Genomic DNA, 13,089 nt, shown 5'->3' with positions numbered 1-13,089 from the left:
GTCGATGGTTCCGAGGGGTGGTCGGCGATGGCGGAGGTATTCTCTCCGAACGATTTCCGTGCGGCGCCGTTTCTGGGCAACGGCCGCATCGGTGCGATGATCCCACCCAGCGGGGCCGGGTACCAAGGCTACGGCGAGGGAGTCGTCACCTCGTATCCATTGCAGGAGCCGCGCTACACGGGCACCTATCTGGCCGGGTTCTACGCGGATGCCCCCTCCTTTCAAGCCACCCAGGCATTGGCGGCGCTGCCGGCGTGGTCGGGGCTGACCGTGGCCGCCGACGGGAATACCTATCAAGCAGATGTCGATCCGGCGACGGTCGGCACCTATAGTCAGCGTCTGAGCTACCGCGACGCGACCGCCACCACCAAGGCGACCTGGTCGCCGAGCCCCGAGCACCTCGTGGATCTGGAGTTCGAGACATTCATCTCCCGGTCCGAACCGAACCTAGCGATTCAAAAGCTCACCGTCACCCCGCACTACTCCGGGCAGCTCGACATCACCGATCTCATCGACGGCGCCGCAGCCCGCCGAGTCACCCCGGTCACGGCCTCGAGCGACGCAGCGAGCAAACAGAGCACAGTCGGCGTACGCGCCGAAAACACCGACAGCACAGCCTATCTGGTCTCCACTATCGACACCCCCGACAACCTGATTGCCACCTCGATCCCGGCGGCGGCCAACACCGCCGGACTGGGGTTCACCGCCTCGATGACCGCCGGTCACCCCTACACCTTCACCAAGTACGTCGGCATCGCCTCCTCCGACGACGGCCCTGATCCTCGGGCGATCGCCACCGCGGCATCCCAGCGCGGCCTCGAACGCGGCTACGCGGCCGAGCACAACGATCACGTCGCCGCATGGAACACCCTGTGGCAGCCCGCGATCGAGGTTCCCGGACGCGAGGATTACCGCCTCTGGCTCCGGGCCGCGCTGTACTCGGTGTTGTCCAGCGTGCGCGAAGGCCAACACTGGTCGGTGCAACCGGCGGGCCTGTCCTCCACCGATTACGCGGGCATGACCTTCTGGGACGCCGACACCTTCGTCTTTCCCGTGCTGCTTGCCCTCTACCCGGCGTTGGCGCGCACCATTGTCGACTTCCGGGTCGCCGCGCTACCGCAGGCCCGCGCCAACGCACACGCCTACGGGCTGCCCGGTGCGGTGTATCCGTGGAACGATGGTCCCGCACAGCGCTGCGGGAGCCCGGTGGTGTGCGGGCTGAGCGAAGAACATCTGGCCAACGACATCGTGCTCGCCCAATGGCAGTACTACCTGGCCACCGCGGATCTGGCATGGCTGTGCACCGGTGGCGCGCCGGTGATCACCGCGATCGCCGACTACCTCACCGTGCGCGTCGGCCCGAAACTGCTCGACGGTCACTACCATTACGCACCGGTCGGTGGGCCCGACGAGTATGTCGCCGTCTCCATCGACAATGCCGTCACGAACGCCGGTGTGGTCAACACCATGCGTACTGCCGCTTCTGCCGCGCAACTGTCCGGGCTTCCCGTGGACCCGCGCTGGGCCGACATCGCCGCGAACATGGCCATGCCTCCCGACATCGCTCCCGGCGTTCCTGCGGAATACCTCGGATATCAAGGCACACCGATCAAACAAGCCGACACCGTGCTGCTGAGCTACCCGTTCTCCTACACCGCACCGGGATACTCGGCGGTCGACACCTACCGCTACTACTTCGACCGCACCGATCCCGACGGCCCGAACATGAGCAACAGCATCGGAGCCATCATCGCCGCAGAATTTGATCCGGGCCGCACTCAGGAATTCCTCGACCGGTCTGTCCAGCCGTATGTCCGCGAGCCCTACCATTTCCAATCCGAGGCGCGCGGGGACCGCTCCGGCGCCAACACCATCGGACAACCCGCGTGGATCTTCGTCACCGGCGCAGCGGGATTCCTGCAAGCAATGCTGTACGCCCCCTCCGGATTACGCTGGACCGACACCGGCCCACGCCTGGACCCCATGCTGCCCAGCGGATTCCCGGACGGTCTCACCATCAGGAACCTCTCCATCCGAGGCAGCACCCTCACCCTGCGGATCCAACCCGAAATCTCCACTGTCGAAGTGACCGCCGGTGATCCGATCACCCTCGAAACACCCACCGGCACACACACTGTCACCTCGGCGGCGCCGTTGACCCTGCCAACACGACGAGCCGACCGATAACACTCGAACAGCCGCCTCGAACCGAGCAACGCGTCCCCGCAGAGACAGCAGGCGGAATACCCGTGCAGGGCTGCCACTATGCCTGTTGTCTCTCGGGTCCCTTCCTGGCAGGACGGACAGTGCCGCCGAGCGCACGGCGATTCCACTGCTGAGACCCGGGCGATTTACCGCCTACCCGGGCCCACGATCGACCATTTGCCGGTCCGGCATGTCTTGCCCGCCGCGATCTCGCAAGCCTTGATTGCTATCCCTCGGCGGCGAGTTGGCCGCACGCCGCCGCGATCTCCTGCCCGCGCGTATCCCGCACCGTGCAGGGCACACCCTGAGCCTGCACCCGCCGAACGAACTCCCGCTCAACAGGTTTCGGACTCGCATCCCACTTGCTCCCCGGCGTGGGATTCAACGGAATCAGATTCACATGTACACGCGAACCCAACGCCTGGTGCAGCTTCTTACCGAGCATGTCCGCCCGCCACGGGTGATCGTTGATATCGCGGATCAGGGCGTACTCGATCGACACTCTGCGACCGGACTTGTCAGCGTAATAGCGTGCGGCGTCGAGGACTTCAGCCACCGGCCAGCGATTGTTGACCGGCACCAATGTGTCTCGGAGTTCGTCGTCCGGAGTGTGCAGGGAGACCGCGAGAGTCACCGACAGGCCCTCGTCGGCCAGCTTGCGGATCGCCGGAGCCAGACCCACCGTGGAGACGACCACATTGCGCTGGGAGATGCCGAGGCCGTCGGGGGCGGGAGAGGTGATGCGGCGGACCGCGTTGACCACGCGCTTGTAGTTGGCCAGCGGCTCGCCCATGCCCATGAACACGATGTTGGACAGGCGGCCGGGGCCGCCGGCGACCTCGCCGTCGCGCAGGGCGGCCGCGGCGGCGCGGACCTGGTCGACGATTTCGGCGGTGGACAGGTTGCGGTTCAGGCCGCCCTGGCCGGTGGCGCAGAAGGGGCACGCCATGCCGCAACCCGCCTGCGACGAGATGCACAGGGTGTTGCGGTCGGGATAGCGCATCAGCACCGATTCGAGCAGCGTGCCGTCGTTCGCCCGCCACAGGGATTTGCGGGTGGTCCCGTCGTCACATTCGATGTGCCGGACCTCGGTGAGCAGCGGCGGGAACAGCGCCTCGGCGACGGTGGACCGCATGGCCTCCGGCAGATCGGTCATCTGGGCCGGGTCGGCGACCAGCCGTCCGTAGTACTGGCGCGCGATCTGATCGGCGCGGAACTTCGGCAGGCCGAGCTCCTCGACCACCGTCTTGCGCTCCTGCGAATCGAGGTCGGCGAGATGCCGCGGCGGCATGCCGCGACGAGGGGCGTCGAAAACGAGGGGCAAGGGGGTAGTCATAACCGTTCCAGTGTCCCATCCCCCGGCGGGCCGACGCCGTCCGGGGGAATCGCGTTCCTCACAGTAAGCGCCGTCACATGGGCGGCGGCTCTACGTCGCAGGTGCCCCGCATCCGGGCGGCGGCCGCCCGCGATTCCCGATGATCGGGGCCGAGGGTGGCCGCGTAGGCCTCCAGAGTGTCCTGTTCCAGGTCGTCAGCGGCCTCGATGCGGCCCTGCGCACGCCAATCCAGGCTGAGGTTGAGCGCGCACTGCAGGGTGTAGGGATGCCAGCCGCCGCGCGCCCGCCGCAGCCGCGCCAGGGTGTCGGCCCCGAGTTCGGCGGCCTCCGCCGGGCGTCCCAGTCCCGCCAGATCCGAGGCCACGTCGGTCTGGGCGGCGAGGGTGTACGGATGATCGGGCCCCAGCCGGTCCAGGAAGATCCGCACCCCTTCCAGATCCGCCTGCAGCGCTTCGTCGTACCGCCCGAGCGCCCGCAGCGCCGCCGCGTGGTTGACCGCGCACGCGGCGGTGTACGGATGATCCGGCCGCACCGCCCGGCAGATCCGGTACGCCTCGGCAGCGTACCGCAGCGCCGCACCGAGATCCCCGGTCATCCGGTAGTCATTGGCGACATTCGTTCGGGCGGCGACGGATTCGGGATGCTCCTCCCCGTACACCTCGACATGGTCGGCCAGCGCCGCGCACTGCATCTCCAGCGCCTGCGCGTACCGCCCGGACTTGCGGTAGGACACGGCGAGGTTCTTGCGAGCCCGCAGAATGTGCTGCTGCCGCGGATTCTCGAACAGCTCGACGAAATCCCGCAGCACCTGCTCCTGCAGCACCACGGACGCCTCGACGTCACCCAGCTCGCGGTGGTTGCGCGCAACATTGTTGACGCAGTGCAACTTCAGGACCGCTTCGGAGGCCAGTAGCGGATCGTTGCGGAACCGGTCGTAGTTCGCGACATCGGCGTCCATGGCATCGGCGAAGCGGCCGACCATCCGGTAGGCCACGGCGAGATTGTGCTCGGCGCGAATGGTCTCGATATGACTGTCGCCCAGATGATCTCGCGCCCATCGAAACGACTCCTCGTTGACCTCGACCGCTCCGGCCCAGTCCCCCGCCGTGCGCATGCAGGCGGCCAGCAGATCGCTGGACCACACGTGTTCCTCCGGATACCGCTCGCGCTGCCGTTCCACACCCGCCCGGGCCGCCGCCGCCACATCGCGGGCCTCGGCCGAACGGCCCAGCTGCCACAGGGCATTTCCGGTGACGACCCGGATGCGGACCACGCCGATGTGGTCGGGACCCAGCAGCTCCGAGTAGCTTTCCGCGGCCCGCAGGCCGAGCCCCGCGGCGGCGGTCAATTCGCCCTGCACCCCGAGCGCGTCCACCACGTGCTGGATCAGCGCGGGCAGCTGCGCACAGGTGCCCTGCGGATCCGCCACCCGCCGGCAGGTCAGCGCCTCGGAGCAGTCGAGCTGCTGCCACAGCCACAGGTACCGCTGCCAGAGCGCGGGCAGATCCGTGCGCTGCGGGTCGGCATCGCACAGCATGCCGTGCACGACGTGCCGGTTCTCCTCGACGACGGGTGCGCCCAGATAGTCCCGGATGCCGTGCCACGGCACGGCGTGGATCTTCAACGCCTGGCCGCGATCGGTGAACGGATCACGGCAGACGTCGGCCACCGAATCCCGGGTCGCGAGGGTGAGCACGTTCCGGCGGCGGTGTTCGGTGATCAGCGCGTCCCGCAGTGGCGCGGGCAGCCTGCGCCCCGGCCGCCGCTCGGTGCCCGGTAGCTGGGAGATCAACAGCGCCAACGGGATCGGCTGCCCCTCCTGGAACGCGGTGAGCAATTGCAGCAGCCGGCCGGCGGCCCATTCGTCACTGCCAACCGGGGATTCGATCAGCGGTTGCACCACGCCGCCGAAGATCAGCGCCGCCTGCCGGTACAACCCGTCCGCCAGCACCGGGAACGGTTTGTCGGCCACCGAGCGCACGAAGGTCTCGTCGATGACGTCGGCGCCGCCCGCCCCGCGGTGCGCGAGCGCGTTCAGCAGCACCGGGCTGCCGTCGACGGCCGCGCTCAATCCCTTGGCCAGATCGTCCGGGAGCGCCCGGACGTGCCGCTGCAGGAAGTCGATGCCCTCCTGCTCCGAGAAGCGCGGCACCGTGATCGGCTGCGGCTCATCCCAATCGCGGGCCTTCGACGTCAGCAGCACATGGCCGGGACCGTCCCACGGGATCACCTCGGACAGGCGTGCGGGCTTGCGCGGCAAGGGAAACCGCTCGCCGGCGGCCCGGTACCGGTCCGGCGTCACATTGTCGTAGATGATCAGGTAGCGCTTGCCGAGCGTCCGCAGCGCCTGCACCACATCCAGGTGCAGGGTCTCCCGCGGCAGCGAGTCCGGCAGGCCGAGCGGCTCGGCCAGCTTGCCCAGCTCGGCGCGCAGCACCGCGCCGTTCTCACCGGGGATCCAGGCGATCAGATCGTATTGCGACCGGAAGCGGTGCACATACGCGGCGGCCAGCCAGGTCTTGCCGCTGCCGGGCCGGCCGGTCAGCACCACGACGTTCTCGGCGTCCAGCCGGGCGCGGATGTCCTCCATCTCCTGCTCACGGCCGAAGAACCAATCCGCCTGGTACTGGGGCATGGTCATGGATTGATACCCGGGGTACACCTGCTCCCGGGGGTAGCGCACCTGCAATCGGCCGGCCTGCCGCAGCGTCTCCGGCACGGTGGCGGACGCCGTGTGGCCGAGCGCGTTCAGGACTCGCGCCCGCGCCTGCTGCGCACTGGGCAGCACGCGGAGGTTGACCACCGGTATGCGGTCCGCGTCGGCGGGCACGTCGGCGGCGCCGACCAGGACGGCGAGCACGCCCGCCCGATCGGCCAGCCGCGCCCAATCCTGCTGCGAGAACCCGGCCGCCCGGACGAAGTTCACGCTGACCACCAGCACCACCGTGCCGGCCGGCTCGGCGGGATCGGTCCCGTTCAGCCGCCGGGTGCGGACATCGAGGCCGACGCCCGCGCACACCTGCTGAATCCACAGCCCCCAGACCGCGTCCTCGGGCGCGTGCACAACCACGATCGGCTGGTCGGCCGGAATCGGTTGCGGCGGAATCGATGCCAAGGGTCTCTACTCCGTTCGCCGGTTCGTGGCCGCGGTGCGGCCGTCGTGAAGTGCGGTGTGTCGCATGAGCTGGACGAAGCGGTGACCGGTCGGGGTCAACCGATCCGAGTGCAGCAGGGTGTCGCAGGCGTCGAGGGTCTGCTCACGCACCAGGACGCCGTCGACGTGGTAGCCCTCGGGCCGGGACGCCCGCGCATGCAGTCGCGCCACCGCCAGATGCGCGTAGATGCCGTGCAGCACAGCGCTGGCCGGCCGCGGCTCCCGTCGCCACGGCGAGGGCAGGTCGGCCGCGCCCTCGACGGCGATGAGCGGCACGACCTCCATCAGCGCGCACAGCTTCGAGTGCTGGAATTCGTGCAGCAGTGCGGTCGCGGCGGCCAGCTCGTCCGGCGGCCGCACCATGGCGGCCGCGCCGAAGGAGTCGGCCAGCGTGGAGCTGACGAAGCTGGACGCGCCCTGCGACCGCGGCATGATCGCCCGCATGCCCTGGCACAGCGGTCCGGCCAGCTCGGGCACGGTCTGCCAGAGCAGCTTCAGCGCGGGTTCGAACAATCGCTGCCAGCCGTCGAATTCGGATTCCGGGCAGGGCTGCCAGCGACGCCGCGGATCAGCGGGCGGGAGGTCCGGCCAGGCGGCGGGTGTCGGCGGCAGGTCGTCGAACTCCACGGTGACCACACCGTCCGGGAGGCGAGCGGCCAACCGCCGCACCGACATCCACGGCTGTCCGATCTCGGGTGGCGTCGTCGAACCGGTGGAACGCACCCGGGCCGGGTCCGCGGCCGGGCCGGTCCAGCAGCCCAGTCCCGGCACCACGACGGTGTCCCCGCTCGCCGGCAACCACAGGTCGAACGGCGTCCCCGTCCGGATCGCGGCCGCCGCGGCGAACGAGGCCAGGTGTGCGGCGGGCACCGCATCGGCGACCCCGTCCGCCCCATCGGCCGCGAGCGCCGCGGCGCACACCGCGGCCCAGGCCCCGAATCGCGGGTGCTGCAGGGTATCGCGCACCGCGTCGGGGTGCTTGCGCTGTATCTCGGCCAGTAGCTCGAATGCGGTGCGCACAGAGTCATCGGACACGGGTGCGCGGACGATGGCGGCCAGGAAGGCCAGGTTCCGGCTGAGCCGGGATCGCTGCAGCAGGCCCAGGGTGCCCGGCTCGTCGGACAGCCGTGCCAGGGCGCCGATCTGATCCGCCGGTACCGTCAGGGTCGCCAGCTGCTCTGTGCCGCAGCTCAATCGGGACCTCATGACCCGATCCGCCGCGCAGTCATGCGCCACCCGCGCTGCGCTCCTTCATGCGCCACCCGCGCTGTGCCGCTTCATGCTCCACCCGCGCTGTGCCCCGCGAAGATGATCCCGGCGGATGCCCTGCGCGCCAGGGCGATCCGCAGTGCCTGCCCGATGTCCGGCCGATCGGAACAAGCCAGCAAATCCAGCGAAATATCGGACAAATCGGGAACACCACGCGCTGTCTCAGGCTCCATCGCACATCCTCCCCCGGGCGGATCCGACCGCTTCCGGTGTCGCGACCAGACCCCACCGAACATGCGATCCGCCCACCTTCTGTTGACACCGGCGGCTGATTTCAACATAACCGAAACCTCCAATTGCCGGTAGCGCCTTGGAAATTGAGCATTCAACTGACTCGGGAACAGCGTGGCGCCGCCCGCGCACCGGTAGGCCACGGCGACAGCGATGAGCATGCCGAGGGGCGGCAGCAGGTTTCCGCTCGCCTCGGTGGCGAGGAAGAGCGCGGCCCAGGGCGCGCGCACCGCGGGACCGAGGGTGGCCGCCAGACCGGTCAGGGCGAACAGCGCGACCGGGCCCGGGTGCGCGCCGGCGGCCACCGCGAGCCGCCAGCACAGCGCCCCGGCCGAGGCGCCGATCACCATCGCCGGTCCGAAGACGCCGCCCACGCCGCCCGACTGCAACGTCACGGCGGTGGCGGCAATCTTGACCAGCGGCAGAATCGCCAAGACCCCCAGGGGAATTGCCGCGACCCGGACCTCCGACAGTTCGGCGGCCACCGAGCCGTAGCCGGTCCCGAGGGTCATGGGAACAACGATGCCAACGGCACCCACTGCGGCGCCGCCCACGGCTGCGGCAACTACCGGCCACCGGCGCAGCGGAGCCAGCACCCGCCCGGTGCTCCCGAAGGTCCACACGTACACACGGGCCAGCAGGCCGCAGCTCAGCCCGGTGGCTGCCAGCAAGGCCAGGGAGGTCCAGCTCCCGACACCACCGAGTTGCGCGGCACCGAACAAAGGCCGATAGCCGTACACCGAGACGAAGACACCGAAGGCGATGAAGGCAGCGGGAATCGCGACAATCAGTGCCGTCCAATCGATTCCGCGCCTGCGCAACAGTTCCCCGGCCAGCAGAGCGCCCCCGATCGGCGCCTGGAACAGCGCGGCGACACCCGCCCCCATCGCGGCCGCCACGAGCAGCCCGCTCTCCCCCTCCGATAATCGCAGCCGCCGCGCCACCACCGCCGCCAGCGATGCCGACACCTGCACCACCGGCCCCTCGGTCCCGCCGGACCCGCCCGCGCCCAGCGTGACGGTGGTCCCGGCCAGCTTCACCACCGCGCCACGGGTATCCAGACCGGCCAGATCCCGCCCGTTGATCGCGGCGATCACGCCATCGGTGCCATTGACCGGGGTCCGGTCGGTGCCATTGACCGGGGTCCGGTCGGTGCCATTGACCGGGGTCCGGTCGGTGCGATCGACCGAGGTTCCGTTGCACCGCGAAAACAGCACGGCCAGTACCATTCCGGCCGCGACCATGACGGGCAGCAGAGCCACGCGGCGGTCATGGGCGAGGACCTGCGTCGGCTCCCACAGCCCACCCTCGACAGGATGCAACGCGAGGACCGCGCCCAGCAGCCGCGGGGTGGCGAATTCCAGCGCGCCGCGCAGCGCGACCGCGCCGAGCCCGGCCGCCACCGCCACCATCAGCAGCGCCGCGACGCGAATGCCCCAGCGTGATCGCCGTCGGGTGCCGACCTCCGTCATCGACCGCTGGACTCCGCTTCCGGCGGTGCCAGTTCCAGCAGTGCCCGCACTGCCGACAGTGCCGATCCGGGCTCGGCCGGCGAGTCCATCAGGCCCGGCAGGGCCGCCCGCACAATCCCGGCCAGCCGGTACATCAAGGTGGTTTCCAACCGCCCGGTGGCCGCGCCCGACTCCACCCGCCGCACGAATTCGCGCGCCACCTCGTTCAGTTCGGTGCCGGCATTCGTCAATTCTGGTGCGGCATAACGGAAGTCTTCGAGCAGCTGCTCCGCCACCGTGCTGTCCGGATACGCGGACAACACCACGACGTCCAGTCGTGCGCGCGCCAGTTTGAGCAACAGCACCGGCCCACGCGACTCGTCGGCGCCCTCGACGGCCGCCCGGTATCGATCGATCGCCTCCCATGCGTACAGCGGTTCAGCGGCCACCTCGCAGCGCAGCACCAGGGCGTCACCGAGTTGTTCGGAAACCTGGACACCGAGCCGGCCGTACGGGTCCACGGCCTCCGCCACGATGCGGAGCACCCGGGTGGAATCGATCAGAAAGTCCACCCCGCCGACCGCGGAATACCGCCGGAACAGCAACCCGCCGAGTTCGGCCACGAATTCCGGATCGTCCTCCGCGTCGGGCATTTCGGTGAGCGCGGTTTTCGCCACCGCGATCGCCTCGTCCAGGTCCGAGGTGTCGCCGAAACGCTCCCAGCGGACGCGCAAAAGCATTGTCATGCTGTGCAGCACCGTGATTCGCGGCGCATAACCCATCGGGACCGAGGCCAGCGCGTACCGGCAGCGGGTGAGAGCGAGATCCGGATCATCCAGCGCGACCGTTGCCACGGCATCACTGAGCACCGCGTCATAGCGGCGGCGGTCGTCCTCGTCGGGCGGTTCGCTGGGCGGATCGGGAAAGCTCGGGGCAATGCGCCGCAGGGTTTCCGGTGACAGATAGGCGAAAGGCGCACCACCGCCGGAGGACGGCTCGGAAACGGTGGCCCGGAAGACTTTTCCGGGCACGTCGTAATGCGTCTCGATGAATTGCGAGACCGCATTCAGCACCCCGGTCGCCTCGCTGCGCGGCAGGGCGTCCCGCAGGATGGCCGCGACCTCCTGCCGGAAGACGAACACCCGGCTGTCCTCGGGAATGGTGTAGGGCGGCGCGGAGGTCTCGGTGGCCTCCTCGATCAGGCCGCCCGCCAGCACCTCGGCCAGCACGCTCGCTCGGGTGCCGGGCAGCACCGCCCGCTGCACCAGCCGCATGATCGGCAGCAGCAGCGGCACCTGCGCCAGGCTGGCGGCCAGGCGGAAGGCGTCCGGTGAGGAGGCCGAACGGAAGCGGCGCACCCGTTCCAGCGGACGATCCCCGAGTTCGGCGTTCTGCCGGGCGGCGCGCGTGCGCGAGCGGTCCGGGTCGCTCACCGGGCGGCTCAGCAGCGGGAAACCGGCGGCCCGGCGGCGGCCGGTCAGCAGCTCGGTCCAGGGCGCGATCCAGCCCGGGGTCATCTCCAGCACCGGGACGGGCATCGGGCCGGAACCCGCCGGCGCGACCACGCGCAGCGGCGAGGGACAGTTGGGGATCACCGGAGTTATTCGGCCCTGCTCCCAGTTCAGACCGGTCCTACTCCAGATGCTGCTGGGCAGCGGCTGGATGACCGCCACCGGGGACACCTTGGCCAGCTGCTGCAGCTCCGCCGCGGCCGTGCCCCACTGCCACGCGTCACCCAGGCAGGCGCTGAAGACCATGATCACCCGGCTGCCCGAGGCGTCGTAGAGCTCCGACAGCGCCCGGTCCGCGGGTTCCCGTGCGCCCGTGGCCAATCGGAGCGCGCCCGCCGCGTCCTCGTCCAGATACCAGACCCGCACCTGGCGAAAACCGACCTTCTCCACCATCTCTCGCACCGCGCGGGCCAGGCCGCCCCAGGCGACCATGGACGGATGCCGGTCGAACACCAGCGCGGCCTCGCGCCGGCGCACCAGCGCCGGGCGGGTGACCGGCCAGGCCACGCCCGTGCTCGCGCTGCGCTGCACCGTCGCGTCCTCGTCGAACTCGCGCTGGTCGGGATCCGGGATTCGTTGTCCGAGCGGGCGGAATTCGCTCAACAGCCGCAGTTCCGAATCCAGCGGTGCGGGTGCGGAGACCTCGATCTCCGCGCGGAAGGGCCAGCCGTAGGTGCGGCCGGGTGTCGCGGCAGGCGCGGCCCGGGGCGCCACCGGCAGGTCCGGCGGCGATAGGGCCGAAATCGGCGAAATGGGCTCGAACTCAGGTACTTCGGCCGCCGGCGGTAGCGCCGGTGTCGTGGCCGCGGGCTGATCCTCGATGTGCTTGGCGAGCCAGAGCGCCTCGGCGACCTGGTCGGGGTCCATCTCCAGCCCGCGCAGAGCCTCCAGCAGTTCGGACAGGCTTCCCACCTCAGCCCCCGCTCTCCGTCGGCTGCATCAGACGCTCCGCCAGCCGTTTCCGTCCCTCCTGGTTCAGATCGTCGCCGGCGGCCCGGGTGAGAACATGCAGAGCGATCAAAAGCCGATCGGTCGGTAGTGTTCCCAGATCATCCCGTCGTCTGATGAAAGTCTCGATAATCTCGTCATATTCCCGCACCACCGAGTCTCCCAGATGCGCGGCGACCACGCGCTCCAATTGCGCGCGTTCGGGTTTCGCCAACTGGAGTTGCAGGCAGCGACGCAGGAAGGCGGGCGGGAATTCGCGCTCCCCATTGCTCGTCAAGATCACGATCGGGAATGCGTTGCACTGCACGAAACCCTCGGAAATCGAGACTTGTTCCCGGCCTTCGTGGGTGAAAACGTCAACTGTCTCGCGCTGCGCCCGAATTCGGCGCAATTCGTCGATCTGGTACTCGCCGTTCTCGAAGACGTGCAGCAGGTCGTTGGGCAGATCGACATCGGCCTTGTCGATTTCGTCGATCAGCAGCACCCGCGGCCGCCGGTACGGCAGCAGCGCGGTGCCCAGCGGTCCGAGGGTGATGTAGTCGGCCAGCTCCACCCGCCCCGCGTCCGGCAGCTGCGCCTCCTCGAAGCGCCGCAGGGCATCGTAGTGGTAGAGCCCCTCGCGCAGCGTGCTGCGGCTGGTGATCGGCCAGGTCAGCACCGGCCCCAGCGCCAGCTCGCGGGCGATGAGATAGGCCAGCGAGGATTTCCCCAATCCCGGTGCGCCCGTGACCAGCAACGGTCTGCGGCACAGCAGCGCGGCGTTGATGACATCCAGATCGTCGGGCCGCAACTGGTGCGCGCCGATGTCGCCCGCGCCGAGCTTGCGCCGGATCTGGTCGGGCTGATCCGCCCGCTCCCGGGGCGGCGGCACCAGCGGCGCGCCGGTGAAGGTGCGCGCGAGCATGGGCGGCGGCACGGCGTCCCAGCCGTCGGGCCGCGGCTCCCCCGAACCATGGAACACATGCCAATTGGGTGCTGTCATCC

Annotated in this window: 7 protein-coding genes; 1 reads left to right on the top strand and 6 read right to left on the bottom strand. The window is 69.5% G+C overall.

The window, feature by feature from the left end:
- Window positions 1-27 precede the first annotated feature (27 nt).
- The gene (locus tag ACFXN1_RS25930) at window positions 28-2,187 is read left to right on the top strand and encodes a glycosyl hydrolase family 65 protein (protein ID WP_379438690.1); all 2,160 of its coding nucleotides are present in this window, start codon (window positions 28-30) and stop codon (window positions 2,185-2,187) included.
- Window positions 2,188-2,431: 244 nt separating this feature from the next.
- On the opposite strand, the gene rlmN is transcribed toward ACFXN1_RS25930, so the two are convergent.
- From rlmN to ACFXN1_RS25900, 6 genes are all read right to left on the bottom strand, one after another.
- Entirely contained in the window at window positions 2,432-3,541 is a 1,110-nt protein-coding gene (gene rlmN / locus ACFXN1_RS25925; RefSeq protein WP_379401189.1) for a 23S rRNA (adenine(2503)-C(2))-methyltransferase RlmN, read from the bottom strand.
- Window positions 3,542-3,614: 73 nt separating this feature from the next.
- The gene (gene fxsT, locus ACFXN1_RS25920) at window positions 3,615-6,656 is read right to left on the bottom strand and encodes an FxSxx-COOH system tetratricopeptide repeat protein (RefSeq protein ID WP_379438692.1); all 3,042 of its coding nucleotides are present in this window, start codon (window positions 6,654-6,656) and stop codon (window positions 3,615-3,617) included.
- 6 nt (window positions 6,657-6,662) lie between these two features.
- Complete coding sequence (locus ACFXN1_RS25915; protein ID WP_379438693.1) at window positions 6,663-7,901, bottom strand: aKG-HExxH-type peptide beta-hydroxylase; 1,239 nt, start codon at window positions 7,899-7,901, stop codon at window positions 6,663-6,665.
- 71 nt (window positions 7,902-7,972) lie between these two features.
- Complete coding sequence (locus tag ACFXN1_RS25910) at window positions 7,973-9,667, bottom strand: chloride channel protein (RefSeq protein WP_379438702.1); 1,695 nt, start codon at window positions 9,665-9,667, stop codon at window positions 7,973-7,975.
- Window positions 9,664-12,069 (bottom strand): SAV_2336 N-terminal domain-related protein, encoded by a 2,406-nt coding sequence (locus ACFXN1_RS25905; RefSeq protein WP_379438703.1) that lies wholly within the window; start codon window positions 12,067-12,069, stop codon window positions 9,664-9,666. The genes ACFXN1_RS25910 and ACFXN1_RS25905 overlap by 4 nt, the downstream gene beginning before the upstream one ends.
- A gap of 1 nt (window position 12,070) precedes the next feature.
- Window positions 12,071-13,087 (bottom strand): AAA family ATPase, encoded by a 1,017-nt coding sequence (locus ACFXN1_RS25900; protein WP_379438705.1) that lies wholly within the window; start codon window positions 13,085-13,087, stop codon window positions 12,071-12,073.
- Window positions 13,088-13,089: the final 2 nt, after the last annotated feature.

The organism is Nocardia sp. NPDC059154 (assembly GCF_042755705.1).
Taxonomy (GTDB): Bacteria; Actinomycetota; Actinomycetes; order Mycobacteriales; family Mycobacteriaceae; genus Nocardia.
This window is presented reverse-complemented; position numbering and strand designations above follow the sequence as displayed.

What these genes read in the sequence shown, in the direction of transcription:
- rlmN (WP_379401189.1), bottom strand. Translation starts at nt 3,541, where the DNA reads ATGACTACCCCCTTGCCCCTCGTTTTCGACGCCCCTCGTCGCGGCATG.
- ACFXN1_RS25915 (WP_379438693.1), bottom strand. Translation starts at nt 7,901, where the DNA reads ATGAGGTCCCGATTGAGCTGCGGCACAGAGCAGCTGGCGACCCTGACG.
- ACFXN1_RS25930 (WP_379438690.1), top strand. Translation starts at nt 28, where the DNA reads ATGGCGGAGGTATTCTCTCCGAACGATTTCCGTGCGGCGCCGTTTCTG.
- ACFXN1_RS25910 (WP_379438702.1), bottom strand. Translation starts at nt 9,667, where the DNA reads ATGACGGAGGTCGGCACCCGACGGCGATCACGCTGGGGCATTCGCGTC.
- ACFXN1_RS25900 (WP_379438705.1), bottom strand. Translation starts at nt 13,087, where the DNA reads ATGACAGCACCCAATTGGCATGTGTTCCATGGTTCGGGGGAGCCGCGG.